Below are 23,699 nucleotides of genomic sequence, written 5' to 3'. Positions count from 1 at the left end.
GCGCGCGCAACCTTCTCGATAAATCCAGGAATTCGGTGACACAGGGTATCGACCTGAAATATGAGCGACGGCTTGAATCCCTCATTCTCCCGCAACCAGATGATACGATCCAGAATCGACTCCCAATTACGGTTTCGCGCAAAATTGTCGTCCGTGACAAAGAAGTTCGTCACGCCCTGTGCGGCGTTGGCGCGAATGATCTCTTCCACGTCGTCCGCCGTTCTGTGCCGTGACTTCCGACCCTGAACGTTGATAATCGTGCAGAAGCTGCACTGAAACGGACAGCCGCGTCCCGCATCGAAACTGGTGAAATCAGTGACCTGTCGGCCGATATTCTCGGCGGGAAGAATGGGAATTTGCGCCCCGTCGAGATTGGGAAGCGCGTTGAGACAGTTGTAAATCGGACGCAGCCTGCCTTCGAATGCATCGCGAAGCAGATTTTCCATCTGTCCTTCGGCTTCGCCCGCGAACAACGACACCCCAATATCCAGCACTTCCTGAATGTCATCAGGCAGCGCGGGCAACATCGACAGACAGCCGCTGACATGAAAGCCGCCTATGACGACGGCAATGTTATTGTCGCGAAACTGTCGGGCAATATCGACCGTGCGGGGAAACTGGTTTGACTGCACGCCTACCAGACAAACCAAGCCTGCGCCTGCCTCCTTGATCTGACGTGCGATGCGTTGGCAATTGACGACCGTGTTGCACTCGTCGACGGCAACGACGTCAATTTCGATATCCGGTCCAAATATCCGGGCGTCCGCAGAATGACGCACGAGACCATAAACACTGGCCAGGCTGTTGGCCGGGATCAGGGAGCGGCGCCATTGGATCACATAACCGTCGTCGTCGTAGTGCGACGGCTTGATCAGAAATACCTTAAATCTGCCGCCGCTCATGACATAGCCTTCGGCCCATATTGCTCAATCAAAACGAGAGTTTGACACGGTTCTTTGGCTAAATCTAACTGGATTTACCGGAGAATTCCGCCCCGATGCGCGTTGCCCAGCTTGTTTTATCGGCATTTGCCGCCGCTATCCGCAATCTGCTGGCCTCTGCCGCGTCAGAAAACAATCCCGCCATCGGACTGACCTACTCCGCCAAAATAATCTCCGGTCGCGGGCTAAAGTCTGAATCCTGCTCCAAGGTAAATCCGCTGGACCGACGGATCGTTGACGATGTCGGCCGGCGGCCCGTGGGCGAGTACGTAGCCGGCCTGGATGATATAGGCGCGATCGACAAGACCGAGCGTCTCGCGCGCGTTGTGGTCGGTGATCAGGACGCCGACGCCACGGTCGGCGAGTGAGCCGACCAGCCTGCGGACATCGCTGACGGCGATCGGATCAACGCCTGCGAACGGCTCATCCAGCAACACGAAGCTCGGCTCCCCGGCTATCGCCAGCGCAATCTCACAGCGCCTCCGTTCGCCTCCCGATAGCCGGGCGCCCACAGCATTGCGGACTTCCGACAGACCGAATTCAGACAGAAGAGAGTTGAGCGTCTTTTTCCTGCGGGCCGGGCTGCTCTCGATGGTTTCAAGCACCATCAGAATATTCTGCTCGACGGTGAGCGTCTTGAGGATCGAGGCTTCCTGCGTGAGATAGCTCAGGCCACGTCTCGCACGTTCGAACAAGGCCGCGGATGTCACATTTGCTCCATCGAGGAGTACGGTTCCCCGGTCGGGCGTCACAATCCCAGCAAGCATTCCGAAAACGGTCGTCTTTCCCGCGCCGCCTGGGCCTATCAGGCCCACAATGTCCCCCCGCCGGACGTGAAGGCTAACATCCCCCACAACCGTTCGATCACCAAAAACCTTGGCCAGATTTCGAGCATCGAGCACTGTCGGAAAGCCCGTTTTTTGAGGCGGTTAGCACAAGCTCTAGCATGAGAAAGCTGGGTCAGGCCAATGGCTTCGAAGAGAAATACTTCCCATCGACGTCGGCTCGTGGCAGGGTCGGATGTCGAAGGAACCCACCATGACCAGCGCCTTTGATTTTTCCACGCCCGCCCAACCTCATCCCGAACGAACCAAAGCGATCCTACGGCAGCATCCAGATGTGCGCGATCTCATGGGCCGTAATCCCTGGACCGCGGCGCTTCTGATTGCGATTATCCTGCTGCAGGTCGGCCTAGTGGCGTTCATGGGACACCTTGGGACAGCGTATTGGTGGCTGGCGCTAATCGCGGCATATCTGGTCGGCGCTTTTGCCAACAATTGCCTTTACGTAATCATTCACGAAGCAACACATAACCTGATCTTCAGGGACCGCAGGCTGAACAAACTGGCAGCGATCGCTGCCGATTTGCCAAATATCCTGCCGGCGGCAATCGGCTTCAGCATCTGTCATCTGGAGCACCACGCCTATCAAGGCGACTACGACCGGGACGCCGACCTCGCCAGCCATTGGGAGGCAGATCTCGTCGGCAATCGCTGGTACGCCAAGGCGATCTGGCTGTTTCTCTTTCCGGTTCTACAAGTCGCGCGACCGGCCCGGTTTAGTTCAATATCTGTCATGAACCGATGGACAATTCTTAGTGTCGTCGCAGCCGTTACTTTCGATATCGCCATTGTCATGCTTTTCGGCTGGAACGGCCTGCTCTATCTTGCTGCATCGGTCCTCTTCGCACTTGGACTGCACCCCCTCGGCGCCCGCTGGATTCAGGAGCACTACACGCTCGATCCCAAGCAGGAAACGTTTAGCTATTACGGCCCATTGAATTTTCTCACCTTGAACGTCGGCTATCACAACGAGCATCACGACTTTCCTTCGATTCCGTGGAACAGACTTCCCGCGCTTCGTGCGAAAGCGCCGGAGTTTTACGACACTCTTGAATCGAAACAGTCGCTCTCCAAACTTTTAGCCCAGTTCATTTTCGACCCGAGGTATTCATTACACTCTCGCGTCGTCCGCGACCGGATGCAGGCGCAACCCAGTCCTGCAGCCTAGAGAGCGTTCCCGAAATCAAGCTCACTGGTAAAAAGCGTCTCTCGCTCGCTCATCAGGCGAGCCAGGTTCTCGCGAATGCTGTCCACGGTTTCCGGATGATCGAAGTCGAACGGATGCATCGCGACACGCAGAATCTCTTCTTTGTGCCAGTGCCTGGCGAGGAGTGGTGCAGCGATGACAGATCCGTGTTTGCGCCACCAGGATCGCGTCGCCCAGGTAATAACAGGACTCCTCAGACTTTTCCCCGTTACGACGGAAAATAGCCGACTGTGGTCTTCCGTGTAGTGAATACCGTTGTCGCGCAGAATCTGGAATAGGTGCCGATTGAAAAGCCATGCCGGCGCAACGAAGCCCGACGGATCGCGCTGCAAGCATTGGCGGAAAACAGCAAGCCCATCCTGAATGCGAAGTTGCTGGTCGATCGCTTCAAGCGGAAGAAACTCCCCTTCGCTTCCTGTCAGAAAACGGCGCCGGAAGTGATCTCTCGGAGATAAAGCAACCGAAGACGGCGCCTCGTCCGCGTGTGTATACCCATGAAGAAGCCACTCCACATCGAAAGCGCGATCACGGCGGCACCATGCAACAAAATCCCGACGCAGATCGGACCGTCCCAGGGAATGATAATCCGGGATGAGCAGGAAGCTTATCTTGTCAACACCGAGCGCAACACACAGCGCTTCGGCCTTCTGCAACCTTCGCAAATGAAAGGGCGTCACATCATGGAGTGAAACCAGAAGCTTCACGACGACCTGCTCCCGGCATCAACCATCAGGCGCGTCACATAAAGGTCGGAGATACGCTTCATCGCCAGATCAATCGTTCCCTGCTTCAACGCGAACTCTCTGGCGGCTGCGGCTTCCTCAATCCAATCGCACTCCATCGCCCGCATTACCGTGCGCTGGAAATCGTCCCTATCGTTTGCTCGAAAGATGAACCTAGAATTGGCGTCGCGTAGCAGTTCCCCTGTCCCCCCCGTATCGGGACCGACAACAACAAGACCCCGCGCCATTGCCTCGACCACTGCGAGGCCAAAACTTTCAAAGGGCCCCGGCGCAAGCAATATGTCGTGATCGTCGTAAATCCTTCGTACGTCCATTGGGTCTTCGACAAATCCCCGATAATCGAACCGAGGATGGTTCAGGCCGGCGAAGAAATCCTGCGCTCCGCCCCGACCAATCACTGTGACCCGGACATGATCGAGCGCCAGCAAAGATGAAATAGTGTCTCGAATTAATTCTATTCCTTTTTCAATATTGAGCCGGCCGACGAATAGGAGCTTGATTTCACCTTTGTCTGCGATCGTTTTCCGGAGAGCCAGCGGAGCCTCCAGATAGATCCGTGGAATCCCCAGGGGCACAACTGCCACGGGGATGCCCCTGCCCTGAAGGCGGGTTTGCATGACTCGTGAGGAAACAACTGTAAGATCATAACTGCGCTGAACACGATAAAAAAGCGCTGCCAAGGGTCGGAGAACAATCGCTTTGCGCAGCGTCTGAAACGCTCCCCGGTACGCCCAAGGCGACAGATGGGTAAGAATGGGATCGCTGTGGAAGTAGCTGACCAAAAGCCCCCGGTACAGACCAAGCTTCTTGATCAGCAAGCAGAAGAGTCCCGACAGCCACGGCTCTCCAACCTCGATAACATCGGGTCTGCTCCCGCGAATGACACGATAGACGCCTGCGTAATCGAGCATAAATCGATAGCCGCTCGGATCGCGCGATACGACCGGCCCGTAGATTTCAGCTGTTGATACGTTTTGATCGTTGTTACGCCAACTGAATCGCGAGCCCGGATGAACCAGAACGTAGCGATGATCAGTCTGGCCGCTGAAATGCTTGATCCGCGCCTCGTAGAACGCACGAATGCCGCCCGCACGACGGGAAAAGAAAGTGTTGATGTCCAGAAAGGAAAAACTCTTGTGGCCATCCTGCATCTGCGTCCGCGGTGTGTCGTCTAGAACCGTTGCGACCTGACCACCTGGATTTGGGTTCATGAGGCCACGTCCGAATCTTATCGCGTCATGCCGCCGAGAACAGAACGGTAATAGCCCAGCATGCGATCCATGGCGGCGTCCCATGAAAAATTCAGGCTTCCCTCGCGAGAGACGGCCCCCATGCGGCGGCGCGCAACCCCGTCGGCCACCAGGGTGGACAAATGGTCGGCAAACTCCACGGCATTGTTTGTTTCAGCCATGAATCCGGTCACCTGTGGACTCACAAGCGAGCGGCTGCCCGTCGCGAAGGCGCAAACGGCCGGCAGTCCGGACGCCATCGCTTCCAGCGTGACATTCCCAAAAGTCTCGGTCTGGCTCGGGAAGAAGAAAATATCCGAGGACGCATACGCCTGCGCGAGATCCTCACCGTGCAGGAACCCAGGAAATATTGTATCAGGCAGCCTCTCCTCAAGCCACGCTCGCTCGGGTCCGTCACCCACAGCGATGCTTCGGTGAGCAACATTTCGCCGCTTCAATTCGTTCAACGTATCGACCAGCAGGTCGAGACCCTTTTCGCGAACGAATCTGCCGACAAAAACAATCGCCACCTGATCCGGGGCGATCCCGTGACGCGCGCGCCATTCCTGGGAACGTTTGGCGGGATGAAACCTTTCGACATCCACACCGCGAGGCCATGCTGCGAGATTTTCCGCATAACCCTGCTCGCGCAGAACGTCCGCCATCGACTCGGACGGCACGTAGACCTGTACGCAATTGCGATAAAAGAACCGAAGATAATTTTCGACGGGCTTTTGAAACAGCTTCAGGGGCGCATAGAATTTTACGTATGTATCGTAGCGAGTGTGATACGATGCAACCACCGGCACCTTCAACCTGCGCCCCAGCCGCAGGGCCTGATATCCGAGAATGTCTGGCACCGCGATGTGAATGATGTCCGGGTCGAACTCTTCAATGTCAGCTTTCTGGCGGCGGGAAAGCCCCAAGGCAAGCCGGTATTCAGGCCTCATCGGCAGCGCGACCGAGGGCACCGGCGTAAGATCACCGCTATGATCAAGCGCCGGACGGCTAGCGACGGGAGCAAATATCCGGACCTCGACACCCTGGTCTTCCAGATAACCGACCAGACGATTGAGCGTCAGCGCGATGCCGTCCTTGATGTAGTTATAGGAGCTCGTCACAAGGCAAATTCGCATCGGACGATCAGCCAACGGCTTTGGCTCGGCGGATGCGGATAGTGCCTCTGTCATATTCATGGTTTCAGATCAGCGGATGAACAGAGGCTGCAGTCATCAACGAATATCCTTTGGGCTGGTATCTTGTGCCTAACCCAGGCCCCAGCGGGATAAGCCCGCGGACCATACCAGCCCGTCGCCACCGAGAGAATGGCCGAATATCCGTGTACGGGCGGACCTTGGACGGCCGAATTAACGACAATCCCTGCGTTTCCAATCCCTTTTCAACTCCCATAACGGCTCCATCGTGGACAACGGCCCCAAATGATGGGATCGTTACGGGGGAGAGTAAGCACGTCTGGGGCGTATGAATACCTTCATCCAGGTAGGTGGCGGTGAGTTCGAGGAAGCGGCTGAAAAGCCGAGGTCCGCGCCGTTCCGTTTCGCCATGCAAGCCCTGCGCTGGGGTGTCCCAGTTATCCTGCTCGGCTTCATCGGGCATCAGCTTGCCTCGATCGGCTGGCTGGAGATCTGGCGAGCGAAGCCGACTGCATTGAGCTTCTATTTGCTGGTGCTGGTGCCCTTCTTCGTTCAGCCGGTGGCTGATCTCCTGATCTATCGAAATCTCTGGAAGATCGAAAAGGCTCTGCCGCTTTCGATCTTCCTGCGAAAGCGCTATCTCAACGCGATGGTGCTCGACTATTCAGGAGAAGCCTATTTCTATTTCTGGGCCCAGCACAGGCTCAATCTCGAGAAAGCTGCGCTGCTGCATGCCATTAAGGACAGCAACATTCTCTCGGCAGGTGCCGGCCTCGCAATGGTCTGGCTGGTCCTTTTGCTTCTTTCGGCATTGGGCGGCATCACGCTTCCGACTTTCTTCTCAACGCATTTGTGGACTTCGATCGCGATTGCCTCCCTTCCGCTGATGTTCTGTCTCATTCTGGTGTTCGGAGGCCGTAAAGTCACAACCCTGAATCGGCAGCAGATCGCATCGACATTCACAATCCACCTGCTTCGGAGCGTCATTGCTTTGGTGCTTCAGCTCGGAATCTGGTGGTTGTCGGGAGCACTTCCTACCGCGATCGCATGTCTTTATTTCGTCGCTCTACGTCTTCTAATCTCGAGATTGCCACTGCTACCGAACAAGGATCTGCTGTTCGTGGGAACCGGCATTGCAGCGGCAAATTTTTTGACACTATCAACGGAAGCCGTAGCCGCCGTTTTGATGATCACAATCGCCGTTGATCAGTTGCTGGGTTTCCTGCTTGTCGGCATGCCGTGGTTGCTCGGGCGGTTTTCATTTTCCCGGACACAGAAAGACGAGAACGCGCCTGCTGTCCGCTAGGCTGCTGCCGATCCTTCGTGCAGCGAAACAACGCGTTCCATTTCGGCCTGAAGAATGGCTCCGTGATTGACGGCGTTGAAGTCTTTCTCGATCCGGCGCCGGGCAGCATCACCTTGACGGCGTCGCAAGGTCTCGTCGCCGAAGTACGCCAGGCACGCGTCGGCAAGCCCCTTGATGTCCGGCGGCGCGCCCGTCACGAGCTGCCCTTCCACGCTATCGTCAATCATCTCGCCGATCCCGCCCATCCGGAAGGCGATGACCGGCTTTGACATGGCCATCGCTTCCATGACCGCGCGCGGCAGCGGATCCTCATAAACGCTTGGCACAACGGCGACATCGAAATCGGCAACATAGGCGCGAACGTCCGGGCGGAAACCAGCAAAGATGACCCATTCAGTCAGGCCGAGTTCACCCACCAGCGCCCTACATTCTTCAAGATGATCTGGGCGTATATCTTCCGGCGTATCGCCGAAGATCACAAACCGGCATCGCGCCCGTTGTTCATCCGTCAACGCGTCGATGACGATGCGTGCCGCACGAATGAGTTCGATAAATCCCTTCCGCGGCACAATACGGCCATGACTTCCGAAAACCACTGTCTGCGGCGTAAGGCCGAGTTCATCGCGCAGAACCGGTTTGACGGCGCTGCTGTCAAACTCAGCAATATCCAGCGCGGTTTGGATGGCCCTGACCTTTTGCCGGCAGCGGGAAAATTGCGTTTCGGTCGCGCGCGAGACGCAGATTATCGATCGAACGTTTCGACACGCCGCAAGCGCGGCGTGCAACCGCCGGATGGGCGGAGCCACGGAGGGATAAAGAACATGCCAGATCACCGGCACCCCGGTGACTGCCGCAATCGCTCCGCCCGCAAAATTTGCGCTCGTTCCATTGCAGAAAACGAGGTCGAACTTCTCCGCCCTCACCCGCTTGATGAGCCTGAGCATGGCTCCTGTGGCACGGACCACATTCGCAACGGCGCGCGATGCCTTCAGTAAGATGTGGGCATCAAAATCAGTCCGCTCCATCGGCCTTGAGACCGGCTCGTAGATGTTTTCAATGAGATCGGGTTCAAAGAACAGGTTTTCGGCGACGTTGGCGCTCTCCAGCCGGCGGCTGACAATCCCTTCCCGCGGGATCAGCGCCGTTCGGTGAATACGCTGTGGATCGAGAAATTTCAGCACGTATAGAATGGTTCGGCCCGGCCCGCCATTTCGTGACGTATCGTTGATGAAAAGAACGCGAAGCCTCCGGTCCCCCGCGTCTTGCGCAGACGATGGCACGGGTTCAACTGTCCGCAAGACTGAACTGCTAGCTGGCGGTGATGGCAGTTGCATCGCTCATTTCTCGATAGATGGCCGCATAACCGGCGCACATTTTCTCAATGGTAAAGCGGGATACTGCTAGCAACCGAGCATTCGCGCCATAGTCCACACCTTTGGCCGTGTCATCGGCCGCCCGGCGAAGCACTGTCGCGAACCCCTCAATGGAGTCCTCCCTCACCAGCCACCCCGTTTCTCCGTCCGTTACAATCTCCGGAATTCCACCACCGGCGAAAGCGATAATTGGGCGGCCCATTGCGGAAGCTTCGAGAACAGACAGACCGAAAGGCTCTTCCCGTGAACAATTAATAAGAGCGTCGCTGGCAGCGATCACATCTCGCGGATCCGGTTGGTATCCTGTGAAATGAACCCTTCCTGCAACACCTCGCCTGGCGCAGAGCCTTTCCAAGGCGGCGCGCGCCGTGCCTTCTCCGGCGATGGTCAATTCGACGCCCGGTATCAACGCAACTGCTTCTATGGCAAGCTCTATTCGTTTACTCGGCTCAAGCCGAGAAACCACTGCGATCGAAAACGGACTGTTCTTTCTCGCAGGCCAAACATGAAAACGACGCGTATCTACACCGTTATGGATCACGCGGATCTTCGGCGCCGACGCCGGAGAAATGCCTTCCACAAAGCGGCCGACAAAATGACTGACGGCGGCAATCACCGTAGTTTGATCGAGCGCCCAGTGCCGAAACAGTGCACAGGATGGGTCTTGATAGTGCCGGACGCCGTGCTCGGTCCGCAGCACCGGCAATTGACTGCGTGCGCCCGCCCTCACGCCCAAAATGTGCGAGGCGAACGTATGAACGTGAATAACGTCTGCCCTCTCTGTCTTTATTAGATCAACCAGCCAGGCGAGGTCCGAGGGACCGAAGGCCCTCCACAAATAGCTCAGAGCGTTTTCATGAACCAGCCCGCGGTCCCGGACATGAAGCCCGGAGTCCTGCAGCAGCTTGCGCAGTTCAGGATTAGGCGTCATGAGCGCAACCGTATGGTCCGCACCGGTGACATCCGGCCGGGAAGCCAGATCAATCAGAAAGCGCTCGGCGCCGCCGATGTCTCCGGCAACGACAAGATGCACGACCTTCAGTCGCGCCTTCCCGCCAGCAAAGACAAAGGCCCCGGTCACCATCGCTGCGGTCAATACCGGCGGCCATTCGGGGGGTCAAGCGCCGCGGCCGAGAGAGTGGGCTCGACGAGCCCCCTGCTTCAACCTACTCTGGCCTGACATCCGGCCAATCGTCCCAGCAGTAACGACGCTCACCGTCCACTCCCGCCCTCTTCCGGATCCGCTATCCGCGATGCACCCATTTCCCGCGCCGATACAACGCCTGCGATGAGCCAGCCCGTTTCGACTTTCCAGCCGATCACTTCGCGAACACGGATCTTGCCGTGGCTGGCATTTGCTGCGCTGGAGGTCTGCGCTCTCGCCGTTTTCTGGGTATTTGATGCATTGCCGTTCATGGATTTGCCGGCCCATGCCGGCGTAATTGCATTGCGGACGGCCTATCCGGAATCTGATTTCCTTCGCCAGTATTTCGTGCTCGACCCGCACCTCGGCGGCTATTCAGCATTTCGATTTCTAGGCGATCACTTGGCGGAATGGATCGGACCGATGGCGGCGATCAGAACGCTGGCGTCGCTGCCGCTAATGGCATTGCCCGCAGCGGTTCTCTACGCCCGGAAGCGCCTTTATGGCGATGCAGACCCGTTCTTTGCATTCGCTGCGCTTATTCTTTGCTTCGGCTTCATGACCGTACTCGGCTTCGCGAGCTACATGATATCGCTCGCCGTTCTCATGATCGCCGTGACGGAATGGCTTGTGCTGATGGCAAAGACGGATGCCGGCGAGCCAACGATCAGCCAGGAAGCATGCACGGCGATACTCGCCGCTCTCGTCCTTGTCTTTCACGGGTTTGCCGTCGCAATCTTCGGATTTCTGGCGCTCGTCACCGCCTTATCGACAGGTGAGCGGTACAGACGCATTTTTCGGCTCCGCGTCTTTGTCCCTGCGGCTCTAGTCGCGGGCTACTCACTATGGATCGAACAGATGGGAACGCTGCCGGACGGCGGCGTATCGCCCCATGCTTCGCTAACACCTGTGTTCCAAGGCGCGCTCGACAAGCTCAGCCTGCTTGCGACGCCGGCGCTGATGACGCGTACAGGCATCGACATCCTGATTGCCGTGACGCTGTGGCTGATTGTTGCGGTGGCCGCGGTCAGATTTTACCGGACTTCCAAAACACTGGACTCATCAACACCGAAGTCGCAGCATACGCAGGCGCTGATGGCGGCAAGCGCATCGACTTTCCTTTTGTTTCTGCTGCTGCCGCATTCAATCGGATGGTTCGGCTTTGTCGATGGCCGGGTGCTACCCGTAACAATCCTGACCGCAATTCTGACGCTCGATACCAGAGCGGTCCGCGGCCGATTCCAATCGATACCACTAGCCGCCGTGGAAATTGGGGCCACAATCAGCGTGGCGCTCGCGCTCTTTGCATCAAGTCAATTTCAAAACGAAGCAAACGGCGCGTCCGATGTTCTCTCAAACATTCCAGCACGCAGCCGACTGCTTTATTTCCCGCTCGAGCCCGACAGCAGAATATTTACCGGCCATCCATTTGTTCACTACGACAAATTGATATTAATTCAGAGACCGATTGTTCCAAGCGATTTGTGGTTTCATCAGGGAACGGCGATTTATCCAACTCGAATAAACCCTAGCCTGTCGCTTCCCGCCGATTTCAAGGCGAGCAACCTCAAGTCCGTCGTGTGGCCGCACTACAAGCTCGAAGATTGGGACTACGTCCTCATCCGCATTGCGCCAGATTCTGCACCTCCTCAGTACCCCGACTCTCTTTCGCTTGTGACACATCGCGGTGGATGGTGGTTGTTGCAAATTCGAAAACCGGAAACGAAGTAAATGATCACCGTAACAGTTCGACGTACGTCGACTGCTTCCGGAAAAATCAAAGTGCTCGCGTCATCGCGATAGGCGCAGCGAAACATCTAAGTACGAAATTGCGTTCCATAATCGCTCATTCCGCGAATCCGCATCAAGCCCGCGGTGACTGTCCTGAAATTAAAATTGTGGAAATCTCGCCAACAAATATGCTCCCGTAACACCATTTTTTCGACCTGTAACGAAGCCGTACGAGCGGCGTGGAGAAAATTTGCTCCAACGTTTGATTTCGTTTGAAAAAACAAACAATCAAATGACGTAATCAAACAGTCAAAGACTGCTCTGCTTTTTCAACGACATAAATCATCTTGATTATTTGAAAAGATTTCAAGTTTTCAAATCGATGCAACTCGGAAAATCTTGGGTTCAGCAGATTTATCTGGAGTAAATTTTCCCTAATTCATGCAGTTTGCGTGTCTTTTTGAATGAAGCGGCCGATGCAACGGAAGAAGAACAGTATCGGCAGAAACCAGCTCGCCAGCATCGCCGGTACGGCGACAATGACGATCACAACCCCGGCCCACTGGCCTAAAGTTATCTGCGAAACGGTGTTGGAAATCTGCGACAAGATGCCGGCGCCGCAGCTCGCGGCCTCGCCCGGCGTCATGTTGGCGACCGATTTGGTGCAATCCATTGCTGCCCCCAGCAAAAACGCTCCGACGAGCGCCATATAAAATGAGTTAAGCTCCGAATATCTTGAGAAGCACTTGCGCGATTGTACTGCTAGCAACCTTCAGGCCCACGTCTGTCGAGAACGTAACCAGTGTTTTTCCCCAACGCTGAAGCTTCCCCGTATCCGGCGTTGGCCGGGCCGCTTCCGCTTTCACAACGTCAGCTATATCCCTGAAGCCTTGCTGCTGATCGGGATTTAGAGCGAGAAACTCTTGTGACGACAACGTTTGGTCGATCACCTCTATGAGTTGATGCTGTTGTTGCGTGAAGACAGTTTGAGAGAAGGTGCCTGCCCCGACTTGCGCGACCGCACCTGGACTGTTCGACTGATTAATGACCGCGTTTACAACATTGTCTTTCTTCAATCGCTCACTCCCATGCATGCCGTGTTCAAAATCATCAACTAGCCGATCCTTGCGTTCTTGAAGGGCTATTTTCGTGCGAGTCAGCCAAGGCGCCACATCGTGATCGGATAACCCTAACTGGGTCGATCTCTCGGTGAGCTGGGCAGAGATCAGATCTACGATTCTCACGCCGAAGAATTTGAGTTGCCCCAAAGCCGGTTCTTCGTTCGTCGCCACAAGATTGAATGTGAACGTGGCGGCGTCGGTGAACCCTGCATTTAAAGCATTAAGCGCCACGTTAGCGAACTGATGAAGGGTATTTCCGCTACCTAAGTTTCCCTTCGCAGCTCCGTGCCGCATAATGGATTCCAGCGCTTCACCGGCCGCCCGCCCAACGTCATAGGCTCGCTGGTTTAGTGACCGGCCAAGATACTCAATCTCAGTCACCGCCAATAAGCCCCCGCCGCCGCCGAAAAAATCGAAATCAAAACGCCCATAAGTATGCTTCGCGGTTTTATAGCCGAAAGCGCCTTCCAAGTCAGGAGTGCGCCCAACCACGGACCGTGGCGCACCTGACGTACTGCTGATACGCCGGATGTACAGCGGAATGGATGGCGAAGGACCTGACGTCCGGGAATGCATAGAACGATGGAAACGCGATGGCAGATTGTTTGCGGACGCCAAGCTAAACGCCGCGAGGCCATAGTGGCGGAGCGGCTAGAAACGGCTTCGGCCTACTACATAGGCCGTTTGAGCAATATCGCTTGCAATATCGCTGTCAGAGATTTTGAAGAAGCAAAGGCAGGGTACGATGCTGCCCTCACCGCCTGGCGCGAGCTTCAATCGTAATCATCCAGGTTCGTCTTGAGGTTCATCCCGCGAGCACGAGCTTCTTTCAAAAACTCAACAATGCCCTTCGGGAGTGGACGAAGTTCGCCGCGACGGCGCCGACGAACACGTTCAACTTCCTCTTTGCGTAAGACCGCGGCTGGAAGGCTTAACCCGAACTTTTCGGAAATTTCTTCCGCAGTCGCACCTTCGGGCACCAAATGCTCAGGGGCCATCAAGATGGACGCGAGGCGGTTCGCTTCGGCTTCCTGATGCTTTACCAACGGCGCGCTGATGTCTTTCGTGAATTGCTTTGTTGCGCGATTCAGAAAGCCCTTGTGACCCAGGAGGTAGTGCGCCAGCTCGTGGTAGAAGGTGAAGTTGCTTCGCGCATCTCCGCGCTGCATTCCCTGAAAAACACTCTCTCGCATTGAGAGAACGCCTTCATCCGAATACCAATGCGCTTCGGCTTGCGGCATCTCTCTATCCGGCACGCGGCAATAATTGAACTTCGTGTCGATATGCTTGAGCTTTGTGATGACCGTCATGCCGTCCGGGCGAACCCGGTCTTCGAGACCGATGCGCCGGTAAAAATTCCGGGCAATTTCCTCTAAGGCTTCGTCAGTACGATAATCGAACATGACACCCCCATTAGGCCCCAAATCGCCCTATTTTGTGTTATATGGGGTTCCGCAACACAAGATCAAGGGTTCCAGGTAGGGTTTTAGCCCGTCCTGCGGACCTTCCGCCAAGCGCCTGCCCCCGGTTTGGGTGACGGCTGGATCTGCGTTTGTTGGAAGACACGTGGCTGCTTAGAGTTCCGTGATTGGGGCCGGAGCCGCCCCCCGCCCAGAAGAGGTGCTTATGTTCTTTCAACGCCGGCTTTGGGCCGTGAGGGTCATTGATCGTATGGGCCGTTTCGCAGGCTCGAAAACATCCACCGCTCTTATCGAACTGCTGATCTGGGCCTCCAAAACCGGAGCCATCGAGGCCACACCGTTCGGAGACCGTAAGCGCGACCAGATAATCGGCTGGTCGATCATCATGTTCAATAATCCCACAGCGACGGAAAAGCTTGCCGCGGACGCCCGGATTCCACAGCGTGAAGCTTATGACATGCTGCTAAAGATGAAGCAGGCTGGCCGGGCAATGGCCGAGGAGAACGGCCTGACCACCCTCGTCCACATCGCTAACGAATCTGACCGCTGGTAGGAACACCACCAGAACGACCCGCACGCAATCCGCACGCTGCCGCTTGGTGCGATTTGCTGCTATTTTACGCCCTCGATGCCTCGCCCGGATGCCCAATCCGCAAATGTTCTCAAGAGGATAAGAAACATGCGTTACCTGCACACCATGCTGCGCTGGTGTGATTACCGATAATGGAGGGGAGCCGTGAGCTTCTCGTTGACGAATCGGAACAAGCCCCGACCAACTGACCGCAGTTGAAGGCGTGGGCTTCAAGCTTGCGCGTCTCTGAAGCGATTCACACTAATACCCTAACCGCGCAGTGGAATTATCCCCCGGTCTCCAGAGCCAATCTGCAGAAAGCGGGAATTTTCCGCCAGATAGCCGGAGACTATCGGAAACTCTCGCCGCAAAACTTCGAGGAACTGGTATCTTGGAGATTCATCGACGTTAAAGAAGGCCGCATTTGGCGGGCTTTTCTGGTGCCTCAGAAAGATGTTCTCTGAATGCAGGATTGGTTGGCTGGAGAACGAGGATTCGAACTCAACCAGTCTAGTTCGAACCCGGTCTCTCGATCCGCTTCCGCGAAATCGGGAATATTAAAACTCGCGTCGACTGGTTCACCCACCGTGTAGTGGATTATTCTCCGGTCTCTAAAGCGAGTCTCCAGAAAACGGGAATTTTCCAATAGATGGCCGGAGACTTTCGGGGAATTCTCGCCGCAAAAGTTCGACAACTGGTGTCTTAGAGACTCATCGTCGTCAAAGAAGCCCGCATTTCGCGGGCTTTTCTGGTGCTTAAGAAGAATATTCGCTGAAAGCCGGACTGGTTGGCTGGGGAACTAGGATTCGAACCTAGACAAACAGAGTCAGAGTCTGTTGTGCTACCGTTACACCATTCCCCAATCGATCGCGGACCAGATCATTACGCCGGCGGATCGTTGTCCAAATCAGCAAATCGATATCGCGCTGGATATAAAGCGGTGCTGCGCCGCGGTCTACCCCTGCCTTGCCCTATCCCCTGATCGCGCTCTCGAAATGAGGTTGCCCGAGTTTGCGGGCATCATCGAGAACCATCCATTAATCCAAGGTAAACAAAGACTTAACGCCTCCCGAAGGCGGCCGGCAAGTCCAATTTGTCAGGATGAAAATACCCCTTGTTCTACGGGACTTTAACTCGCCGACGGATTTCGCCGGTTGTAACTCCGCGCCGGGGACCACTTTGGGGAGCGCGACAAACTCCAGGACCGTTTAACAATTCCTGCAACAAGCCTTTGTACGATCGGGGAAATTCAGATCATCAGACGGGCTACATCTCTCTATGTTGACTTCACCGCAGCCAGCCTCGCTCGGGCGCGTCATTTCGGTACGCGGCTCGCAGGCGCGCGTCGGCCTGATGGCGACCAGCCAGATCAATGACGCCAATGTACGCGCCACCGTTGGCCAGTTTTTCGGTATCCGGACCGCGACCACCATCATCGTCGCGATGATTACCGAGGTCAGCCGCGAAAACCTGCCCGCGACCGACAATTACATCGCGATCGCCTCGGTCGACCTGCTGGGGGAAATCGCCACCGGCCCGTCCGGCCGCTTCCAGCGCGGTGTCACCAGTTACCCGACCATTGGCGATCTGGTGGACGTGCTGACCAACCAGCAATTGCGAACCGTCTACGCGCCTTCAAAAGCCGAGCAGATCAACGTCGGCACGCTGCAACAGGATCCGTCCGTCATCGCCTATGTCGATGTCGAGGACATGCTGAGCAAGCACTTTGCGGTGCTCGGCTCCACCGGCGTCGGTAAATCCAGCGGCGTTTCGCTGCTGCTGAACGAGATTTTGCGCGTACGGCCCAATCTGCGCGTGTTCCTGCTCGACGTGCATAACGAATACGGCCGATGCTTCGGCGACAAGGCGCTCGTCCTCAATCCCAGGAATCTGAAGCTGCCGTTCTGGCTGTTCAATTTCGAGGAGTTCGTCGACGTCATCTTCGGCGGACGCCCCGGCGTTCCAGAAGAACTCGAAGTTCTCATCGAACTTATTCCAGTGGCAAAGACGACGTACACGCAATACCAAACCACGGATCGCCTTGGCCTGAAACGCGTCGATGCCAAGACCGTCGGCTACACGGCCGATACGCCGGTACCATATCGTTTGGTCGATCTGATTTCGCTGATCGACGAGCGTATGGGCAAACTGGAAAACCGATCCTCCCGTATCATCTATCACAAGCTGATTACGCGTATCGAAACCGTCAAGAACGATCCGCGTTACGCCTTCATGTTCGAGAACGCCAACGTCGGCGGCGACACGATGGCGGAGGTCATCAGCCTCCTGTTCCGCATGCCTGCGAATGGCCGCCCGATGACGGTGATGCAGCTCGCGGGCTTCCCGGCAGAAGTCGTGGACTCTGTCGTGTCCGTGCTGTGCCGGATGGCGTTCGATTTCGGATTATGGAGTGATGGCGCGTCACCGATGCTGTTCGTTTGCGAAGAAGCACATCGCTATGCGTCCGCGGATCGCGGCGTAGGTTTCGGACCGACGCGCAAGGCCGTGTCCCGTATCGCCAAGGAAGGCCGCAAATATGGCGTCTATCTTGCGCTGGTCACGCAGCGCCCCGCCGAACTCGACGCAACGATCATCTCCCAGTGCAACACCCTGTTTGCGATGCGGCTTGCAAACGAGCGTGACCAGATGCTGTTGCGCTCCGCAGTTTCCGATGCCGCCGCAAACCTTCTGTCGTTCGTGCCCTCGCTCGGAACGCGCGAAGTGCTGGCGTTCGGCGAAGGCGTCGCTCTTCCGACCAGGCTGCGCTTCAAGGAGGTTCCTGCGCATCAATTGCCGCGCAGCGAAGCGACCATTGCGACCACGCCTTCGGCACTCAGTGGCCACGACATCACCTTTGTCGGTTCTGTGCTGGAGCGCTGGCGCGGCGCGACATCCCATCGCGAAACACCGAACGATCCAACATTCGACCGGGGCGTCGCGGAGCGTCCCGTTCCCCGCGTGCCGGAAGCGCCGATGCTGCAACCCTCGCTCGGTCTCGATCCCGATCGTTTCTCACTGCTGAAGAAGCCCCTGCGCTGATCGCGTCCCTCTGCGGGAGAGCCGTGCACAGCCTCAGCTTTGCGCGGGGGTTGTCCTCGACTATGGTTGGCACAGACGGTCTCCTCCCTTCCTCATCGGACCCTGACATGAGCACGCCTCCCATCAGCCGTTTCCCCGTTCCTGCCCTGAATTCGCTGCCCGACGACATCCGAACGCGCATTCTCGGCGTGCAGGAGAAGTCTGGCTTTGTACCGAACGTGTTTCTCGCGCTGGCCTATCGTCCGGACGAATTCCGGGCCTTCTTCGCCTACAACGATGCGGTGATGGAAAAGGACGGCGGCCTGAGCAAGGCCGAGCGCGAAATGATCGTGGTTGCGACCAGCGCCGCCAATCAGTGCCATTACTGTGTCGTCTCGCACGGCGCCGTGCTGCGCATCCGGGCCAAGAATCCGCTGATCGCGGACCAGATCGCCAACAACTACCGCAAGGCCGACATCACGCCGCGGCAGCGCGCCATGCTGGATTTCGCGGTCAAGGTTTGCCTGGAATCGCAAAAGACGTCAGCGCAGGATTTTGAGGTGCTGCACGGCCACGGTTTCAGTGACGACGATATCTGGGACATTGCGGCGATTGCAGCGTTCTTTGCACTGTCGAATCGCATGGCAAGCGTGACCGACATGCGGCCCAATGACGAATTCTATATGATGGGCCGCGTCCCGAAGGCGTAACGTGCCTGTTTGGAAAGGCGACTGCGTTGCTTGACTGGTGGGACATCATTCTGCGGCTCGGGGTCGCGACGGTCGCCTCCGGGATCATCGGCCTTAACCGCGACCTGCATGGAAAGCCGATTGGCCTTCGCACGCTGAGTCTGGTGGGTCTCGCCACCGCAACGGTCGTCCTGCTTGCCAATCCGGAAGCCCTGGAAGCCGGCCGGCTCTCCGATGCAACCAGTCGCGTCATCCAGGGGCTGCTCACCGGCATCGGCTTTCTGGGCGCAGGGGTCATCGTTCACAGCGAGCAGGCAAAGGTAAGAGGCCTGACCAGCGCAGCCTGCGTGTGGTTCACGGCCTGTATTGGAATCGTGTGCGGTCTCGGACAATGGCGGCTGGTGACAATCGCCCTTGCGATAGCACTCATCGTCCTCGCGTTTGGCGGCCCCTTCGAGCGCGCGCTCCATCGTGCTTTCCGCGGCAGCCCTGACGAACCGCCGCCAAACTAACAACAGGATTTCATTGAGCGCCGGCCTAGTCGTCGCTCGCGGGACCACACCATCCGGGCAGATAGATCGCGTCCTTGCTCTTGCCCAGCGACAGCGCCTGCTCGATTGCCTTTGCAAAATCATTGTCGACCGTCTTGCGCGACATTCTACGGCGCAGGAAGTCCGCCCACAGGAACTCGCTGAATGGCGTGGTATCCTTTGCGAAGCCACCGGCCCGGCGCAATTCACCCGCAAGACTTCGGAATGGATCATTCTTCAACCCGGTCACATCTTTCGGCAAATCCCTGTAGTTACGGCGCTCGCCTTTCACATCATAAGGATAAACCCACCGGTGATTGTCGAGCACGATCCAGAACGCTTTCGGATCGACCATCGTCAGGTCAGCGACCACCGAGACGAGGACTTCTTTTTCACCTTCCTCATGAAGCGCGCGTGCCAGGTGGTGATGGTCGATCACATAGTTTCGCTTGTCGGGCCCGACTACGACCGGGATCATGTGGCGCCCCAGAAGCTCGGCCTTCTTCTTCGATTTGTGCGCGCGCCATCGCTTGCGCTTCTCGCCGACCTCCCGCATGCCGACAGTCATCTGGGTCGGCCGCAGGGACAGAATTGAAACGGGCTCAAGGATGGGTTCGCGTTTGTTGGCCATTGGACGGCACTCCGGTGGAAGTTCCCAGACCTTAGCCAACCCCGCGCAGAGAAGCGTGGCCGATAACATCACTTTCGAGGCATTATTTTACAGGCCGCGAACGTGTTTCGAGGCGATACTCGGCTGGATCGATTCCGGCCTATTCTTTTCGACATCACAGGAATACCTTCTTCGCGGAAGATATAGTTGCGCGACCGACTTAGGATGCCTTTGCTGATTTGGACTGTCTTTCATGACTGACGGCGATCATCGCGTGCTGAAATTCCGCCCGCGCACACGGGCACGGTCCCCGACGGCAAATCCGGCCGACAAACTTGCGCCCGACCTGTCCCGCTACGAACGGAAGAACGAAAGTCCCGACGACTATCGTCATCGTATGATCGCGAATGCCGCTGCCATTGCCTTTACGGCAGCGCTGACGGGGGCCGGCATCTGGCTCGCCATGACCCTTGCCGATCTCCGGAACACACAGGACTGCGTCCTGATGGGCCGACGGGATTGCGCGCACATTTCAGCACAGAAAACCGATCCGATTCGCCACAACTAGGGTCGAAAACGGGTCATTTCGCTGTCACGTTGCGCCATTGAACTCGGATCATGGCTCCGATATACGGGGTTCAACCCGTCCAAAGGGGCTTGTGGCACGGTTTCGAGCCCAGCGCCCCATGCCAGAAATGGCATTTACCTCAAAAATCTCAAAGGTTTAGCATGTCGTCTACATTCGATCAGGTCGCCACGATCATTGCGGAAACGTGCGACATTCCTCGCGACACGATCACCCCCGAAAGCCACGCGATCGACGATCTGGGCATCGACAGCCTCGACTTCCTCGACATCGCCTTCGCCATCGACAAGGCGTTCGGCATCAAGCTGCCACTGGAGAAGTGGACGCAGGAGGTCAACGACGGCAAGGCCACGACCGAGCAGTACTTTGTCCTGAAGAACCTCAGCGCGCGCATCGACGAACTGGTCGCCGCCAAGGGCGCCTGACGCCCCTGCCATGCAGCTCGAATACTTCCAGATGGTTGACCGCATCACCGACCTCGACGTCGGTAAGCGGACGATTACGGTCGAGTCGCAGGTCCCCGAAACCAGTACCGTCTTCGAGGGGCACTTCCCCGGCTATCCGCTGATGCCGGGCGTGCTGCTGACCGAGACGATGGCACAGACGTCCGGCTGGCTCCTGATCGCGCTCCTGAAGTTCGAGCGCATGCCATTCCTTGCCAGCGTCAAGGAAGCCAAGATGCGCGACTTCGTGAAGCCTGGCGAACTGCTAACGATCAACGCGAGCCTCGTTCATGACGGCTCGGGCTTCGCTGTCACCGACGCCAATGTCCGTATCGGTGGCAAGTTGAAATGCAACGCGACACTAACCTTCCGGCATACGCCATTCCCTCACCCGGACTTGCGCATACACATGGAAGCGATGGCGAAGCGTATCGGCTTTCCCGAACAGGCAATCGCTCATGACTGAGATCCCTTCATCAAAAGGCGGCCCGCGCGAAGCCTGGATCACGGGCATCGGCCTCGCCACATCGCTCGGCGAGGGGCTGGATGCGCATTGGGACGCGCTTAATACCAAGACGATCAACGTCGACGAGACAACCTTCGCGCCCTACATCGTCCATCCGATGACCAAGCTGAGCTTCGACGCGCAAATCCCCAAGAAGGGCGACCAACGCCAGATGGAAGCATGGCAACGCATCGGCACATATGCGGCGGGTCTCGCGCTCGACTCCGCTGGCGTCAAGGGTAACGCCGAGATCCTCTCGCGCATGGACATGATCGTTGCCGCGGGTGGCGGCGAACGTGACCTTGCCGTGGATTCCTCGATCGTCAACGCCAACATCCAGGGCAACGCCGACCCGGCTCTGCTTAACGAACGGCTGATGAACGACCTGCGCCCCACGCTGTTTCTGGCACAGCTGTCGAACCTGCTCGCCGGCAACATCTCCATCGTTCACGGCGTAACGGGATCGTCCCGGACCTTCATGGGCGAGGAATCCGCTGGCGTGGACGCTGCTCGTATCGCACTGGCGCGCATTCTTGACGGACAAAGCGACATTGCCCTTGTCGGCGCGGCCCAGAACAGCGAGCGCAAGGAAATGCTGATGCTCTACGAGTTCGGCGATTTCAACCTGAAGAACAAGTTTATGCCTGTCTGGGAGCGCGACAACGGCTTCGCACTCGGCGCAGGGGGCGTGTTTCTGGTCATCGAGTCGAAAGAACACGCCCAGGCGCGCGGCGCAAAGCCTTATGCAAAGCTGACCAGGGTCTTTTCCGACCATGCACGGCGCAAGAACCCCGGTGACGTGACGGCAGTCCTCGAGGGACTGTGGTCAAAGATCGGAGCGATCGGCGAGAACAGCGCAATCATCACTGGCGCGACCGGAGCTGCGCCCGTGACTGCGGAAGAGCGTGCGTTCCTCAATAAGCATCGCGATATTCCAACCCGCGGCACCGCCACCCCTTTCGGCCATGTCGTCGAGGCTCAATTCCCGCTCGGTCTGGCGCTCGCGGCGCTGTCGATCTCGCGCGGCGCGCTGTTTCCGCCGAACGATAAAACCGGCGTCGAGATTGAAATGACCAAGGCGCCATCCCAGATTGTAGTGATCGGGGCCGGTCACTGGCGCGGCGAAGGCATGGCGCTGGTTGAGGCCGTCTAAGCGGGGAAAAACCATGACGACGACTCGCGACAAGTTCGGACGACCCATCGTAGTCGTCACCGGCATGGGTGTTGTCACATCCCTCGGCGCAGGCAAGTCCGACAACTGGGCCAAATTGACCGCAGGCGAGTCCGGCATCCGGACCATCACGCGTTTCCCGACCAACGGACTCAAGACGACAATAGCCGGCACCGTCGACTTCATTCCGGTCGAACCGTTCTCGTCGACCTCACTCTCAGAGCGGCTGGCCGATGTGGCTGTCGAGGAAGCCGTTGCGCAGTCCAGCATCGGCAGCAAGGGTGACTTCCCCGGCCCGCTTTTTTTAGCGGTCGCCCCTATCGAACTCGAATGGGAACCCCGCAACGACATCGCCCGCGCGACGGGGATGAGCGCGGGTATCGATTATGACGCGCTGCTCAAGGCCAGTGGTAACGGCCGTTTCACCGGCTTGCACCGCCGCTTTCTATTCGGCTCCGTCGCCGATCATCTGATCGAGACGTTCGGCACCAAGGGATCTCCGATTTCGCTGTCGACGGCATGTGCCTCCGGCGCGACAGCGATCCAGCTAGGTGTCGAAGCGATCCGCCGCGGCGAAACCGATGCCGCGCTGTGTGTCGCAACCGACGGCTCAGTTAACGCAGAGGCGCTTATTCGCTTCTCACTTCTGTCCGCGCTGTCCACCAACAACGATCTGCCGCAAGCCGCAGCACGCCCGTTCTCGAAGAACCGGGATGGCTTTGTCATGGCGGAAGGCGCCGGTGCGCTGGTGCTGGAAAGCCTTGAAGCCGCCACTGCACGCGGTGCGAAGATTCTCGGCATCGTCGCTGGATGCGGCGAGCTTGCTGACTCATTCCATCGCACACGCTCAAGCCCTGACGGCAAACCGATCGTTGGCTGCGTGAGGAATGCACTGTCCGATGCAGGCATGGGCATCGAACAGATCGACTACATCAATGCTCACGGAACCAGCACGCCGGAAAACGACAAGATGGAATATCTTGGCATTTCCACGGTGTTCGGCGATCGCGCACAGCAGATTCCGGTCTCGTCCAACAAGTCGATGATCGGACATACGCTTTCGGCTGCGGGCGCGGTGGAAGCCGTGTTCTCGCTGCTCACGCTGGAGAACCAGCGAATTCCGCCGACCATTAATTACGATGTGCCCGATCCGGCAATCCCGTTCGATGTGGTTCCGAACAGGGCCCGCGATGCGCGCGTGACAGCAGTGATGTCGAACTCATTCGGCTTTGGCGGTCAGAACGCGTCCCTGATCCTGGCCCGCGAGCCCGTCTAAAGGCTTCCGGGCAAGGTGTTCGGCGGTTGACGCCCTCCGCCGAACCGGCGATACCCACGTCCAAATCTGCAAGCAAATCAGCCTTTCA

At 57.4% G+C, this 23,699-nt stretch carries 23 protein-coding genes and 1 tRNA gene; 12 read left to right on the top strand and 12 right to left on the bottom strand.

Going from position 1 to position 23,699, the window contains the following annotated elements; genetic code table 11:
- Positions 1 to 902: B12-binding domain-containing radical SAM protein (locus ACP7AL_RS19620; protein WP_425993581.1), on the bottom strand; the 902-nt coding region annotated here is incomplete at its 3' end.
- Between the two features lie 224 nt (positions 903 to 1,126).
- Positions 1,127 to 1,843 (bottom strand): LPS export ABC transporter ATP-binding protein, encoded by a 717-nt coding sequence (gene lptB / locus ACP7AL_RS19615; protein WP_425993580.1) that lies wholly within the window; start codon positions 1,841 to 1,843, stop codon positions 1,127 to 1,129.
- Between the two features lie 136 nt (positions 1,844 to 1,979).
- Here lptB and ACP7AL_RS19610 point away from each other — a divergent pair, with 136 nt between their 5' ends.
- Positions 1,980 to 2,951: a fatty acid desaturase gene (locus ACP7AL_RS19610; protein WP_425993579.1), complete on the top strand. Its 972-nt coding sequence runs from the start codon at positions 1,980 to 1,982 to the stop codon at positions 2,949 to 2,951.
- Here the strand turns inward: ACP7AL_RS19610 and ACP7AL_RS19605 are convergent.
- From ACP7AL_RS19605 to ACP7AL_RS19595, 3 genes are read right to left on the bottom strand one after another with little or no spacing between them, the layout of a single operon-like run.
- Positions 2,948 to 3,694: a DUF2334 domain-containing protein gene (locus ACP7AL_RS19605; protein WP_425993578.1), complete on the bottom strand. Its 747-nt coding sequence runs from the start codon at positions 3,692 to 3,694 to the stop codon at positions 2,948 to 2,950. The two genes, ACP7AL_RS19610 and ACP7AL_RS19605, sit on opposite strands and share 4 nt — an antisense overlap.
- The gene (locus ACP7AL_RS19600) at positions 3,691 to 4,944 is read right to left on the bottom strand and encodes a glycosyltransferase (RefSeq protein WP_425993577.1); all 1,254 of its coding nucleotides are present in this window, start codon (positions 4,942 to 4,944) and stop codon (positions 3,691 to 3,693) included. Before ACP7AL_RS19600 ends, ACP7AL_RS19605 begins: the two co-directional genes overlap by 4 nt.
- Positions 4,945 to 4,961: 17 nt before the next feature.
- Positions 4,962 to 6,083 carry a glycosyltransferase family 4 protein gene (locus tag ACP7AL_RS19595; protein WP_425993576.1) on the bottom strand — a complete coding sequence of 374 codons (1,122 nt, stop codon included), beginning with the start codon at positions 6,081 to 6,083 and terminating at the stop codon, positions 4,962 to 4,964.
- Positions 6,084 to 6,444: 361 nt separating this feature from the next.
- Here ACP7AL_RS19595 and ACP7AL_RS19590 point away from each other — a divergent pair, with 361 nt between their 5' ends.
- Complete coding sequence (locus ACP7AL_RS19590) at positions 6,445 to 7,422, top strand: hypothetical protein (RefSeq protein WP_425993575.1); 978 nt, start codon at positions 6,445 to 6,447, stop codon at positions 7,420 to 7,422.
- Here ACP7AL_RS19590 and ACP7AL_RS19585 read toward each other — a convergent pair.
- On the bottom strand, positions 7,419 to 8,603 hold the full coding sequence (locus tag ACP7AL_RS19585) for a glycosyltransferase (RefSeq protein WP_425993574.1): 1,185 nt from the start codon (positions 8,601 to 8,603) through the stop codon (positions 7,419 to 7,421). The two genes, ACP7AL_RS19590 and ACP7AL_RS19585, sit on opposite strands and share 4 nt — an antisense overlap.
- Positions 8,604 to 8,730: 127 nt before the next feature.
- Positions 8,731 to 9,891 (bottom strand): glycosyltransferase family 4 protein, encoded by a 1,161-nt coding sequence (locus tag ACP7AL_RS19580; RefSeq protein ID WP_425993573.1) that lies wholly within the window; start codon positions 9,889 to 9,891, stop codon positions 8,731 to 8,733.
- Between the two features lie 192 nt (positions 9,892 to 10,083).
- Here ACP7AL_RS19580 and ACP7AL_RS19575 point away from each other — a divergent pair, with 192 nt between their 5' ends.
- Complete coding sequence (locus ACP7AL_RS19575) at positions 10,084 to 11,670, top strand: hypothetical protein (RefSeq protein WP_425993572.1); 1,587 nt, start codon at positions 10,084 to 10,086, stop codon at positions 11,668 to 11,670.
- Between the two features lie 439 nt (positions 11,671 to 12,109).
- Here ACP7AL_RS19575 and ACP7AL_RS19570 read toward each other — a convergent pair whose 3' ends face one another.
- From ACP7AL_RS19570 to ACP7AL_RS19560, 3 genes are all read right to left on the bottom strand, one after another.
- On the bottom strand, positions 12,110 to 12,379 hold the full coding sequence (locus ACP7AL_RS19570) for a hypothetical protein (protein ID WP_425993571.1): 270 nt from the start codon (positions 12,377 to 12,379) through the stop codon (positions 12,110 to 12,112).
- Between the two features lie 10 nt (positions 12,380 to 12,389).
- Positions 12,390 to 13,262 carry a hypothetical protein gene (locus ACP7AL_RS19565; RefSeq protein ID WP_425993570.1) on the bottom strand — a complete coding sequence of 291 codons (873 nt, stop codon included), beginning with the start codon at positions 13,260 to 13,262 and terminating at the stop codon, positions 12,390 to 12,392.
- Between the two features lie 302 nt (positions 13,263 to 13,564).
- On the bottom strand, positions 13,565 to 14,194 hold the full coding sequence (locus ACP7AL_RS19560) for an ImmA/IrrE family metallo-endopeptidase (RefSeq protein WP_425993569.1): 630 nt from the start codon (positions 14,192 to 14,194) through the stop codon (positions 13,565 to 13,567).
- 223 nt (positions 14,195 to 14,417) lie between these two features.
- On the opposite strand from ACP7AL_RS19560, the gene ACP7AL_RS19555 reads away from it, so the two are divergent.
- Entirely contained in the window at positions 14,418 to 14,765 is a 348-nt protein-coding gene (locus ACP7AL_RS19555) for a hypothetical protein (protein WP_425993568.1), read from the top strand.
- 806 nt (positions 14,766 to 15,571) lie between these two features.
- Here ACP7AL_RS19555 and ACP7AL_RS19550 read toward each other — a convergent pair.
- A tRNA-Gln gene (locus tag ACP7AL_RS19550) sits at positions 15,572 to 15,645 on the bottom strand.
- A 416-nt stretch (positions 15,646 to 16,061) separates the two neighbouring features.
- Between ACP7AL_RS19550 and ACP7AL_RS19545 the strand changes: the two genes are divergently transcribed.
- The 3 genes from ACP7AL_RS19545 (at position 16,062) to ACP7AL_RS19535 (ending at position 19,002) form a co-directional block, all read left to right on the top strand.
- A complete protein-coding gene (locus ACP7AL_RS19545; protein WP_425993567.1) occupies positions 16,062 to 17,822 on the top strand; it encodes an ATP-binding protein in 1,761 nt (586 codons plus the stop codon).
- A 107-nt stretch (positions 17,823 to 17,929) separates the two neighbouring features.
- The gene (locus ACP7AL_RS19540; RefSeq protein ID WP_024920947.1) at positions 17,930 to 18,511 is read left to right on the top strand and encodes a peroxidase-related enzyme; all 582 of its coding nucleotides are present in this window, start codon (positions 17,930 to 17,932) and stop codon (positions 18,509 to 18,511) included.
- Positions 18,512 to 18,537: 26 nt separating this feature from the next.
- Complete coding sequence (locus ACP7AL_RS19535) at positions 18,538 to 19,002, top strand: MgtC/SapB family protein (RefSeq protein ID WP_425993566.1); 465 nt, start codon at positions 18,538 to 18,540, stop codon at positions 19,000 to 19,002.
- Positions 19,003 to 19,027: 25 nt separating this feature from the next.
- On the opposite strand, the gene ACP7AL_RS19530 is transcribed toward ACP7AL_RS19535, so the two are convergent.
- Positions 19,028 to 19,651, bottom strand: coding sequence for a ParB-like protein (locus ACP7AL_RS19530; RefSeq protein ID WP_006020048.1), 624 nt, complete (start codon positions 19,649 to 19,651; stop codon positions 19,028 to 19,030).
- 232 nt (positions 19,652 to 19,883) lie between these two features.
- Between ACP7AL_RS19530 and ACP7AL_RS19525 the strand changes: the two genes are divergently transcribed.
- The 5 genes from ACP7AL_RS19525 (at position 19,884) to ACP7AL_RS19505 (ending at position 23,611) form a co-directional block, all read left to right on the top strand.
- A complete protein-coding gene (locus tag ACP7AL_RS19525) occupies positions 19,884 to 20,198 on the top strand; it encodes a hypothetical protein (protein ID WP_425993565.1) in 315 nt (104 codons plus the stop codon).
- A gap of 161 nt (positions 20,199 to 20,359) precedes the next feature.
- Positions 20,360 to 20,641, top strand: coding sequence for an acyl carrier protein (locus ACP7AL_RS19520; protein WP_002711294.1), 282 nt, complete (start codon positions 20,360 to 20,362; stop codon positions 20,639 to 20,641).
- A gap of 10 nt (positions 20,642 to 20,651) precedes the next feature.
- A complete protein-coding gene (locus ACP7AL_RS19515; RefSeq protein ID WP_425993564.1) occupies positions 20,652 to 21,125 on the top strand; it encodes a 3-hydroxyacyl-ACP dehydratase FabZ family protein in 474 nt (157 codons plus the stop codon).
- On the top strand, positions 21,118 to 22,317 hold the full coding sequence (locus tag ACP7AL_RS19510) for a beta-ketoacyl-ACP synthase (protein ID WP_425993563.1): 1,200 nt from the start codon (positions 21,118 to 21,120) through the stop codon (positions 22,315 to 22,317). Before ACP7AL_RS19515 ends, ACP7AL_RS19510 begins: the two co-directional genes overlap by 8 nt.
- A 13-nt stretch (positions 22,318 to 22,330) precedes the next feature.
- A complete protein-coding gene (locus ACP7AL_RS19505) occupies positions 22,331 to 23,611 on the top strand; it encodes a beta-ketoacyl-ACP synthase (RefSeq protein ID WP_425993562.1) in 1,281 nt (426 codons plus the stop codon).
- Positions 23,612 to 23,699: the final 88 nt, after the last annotated feature.

The organism is Afipia sp. DC4300-2b1 (genome assembly GCF_049895725.1).
Taxonomy (GTDB): Bacteria; Pseudomonadota; Alphaproteobacteria; order Rhizobiales; family Xanthobacteraceae; genus Afipia; species Afipia broomeae.
Note: the sequence above shows the minus strand (reverse complement) of the source record. Positions and strands in the feature narration are given on the sequence as shown.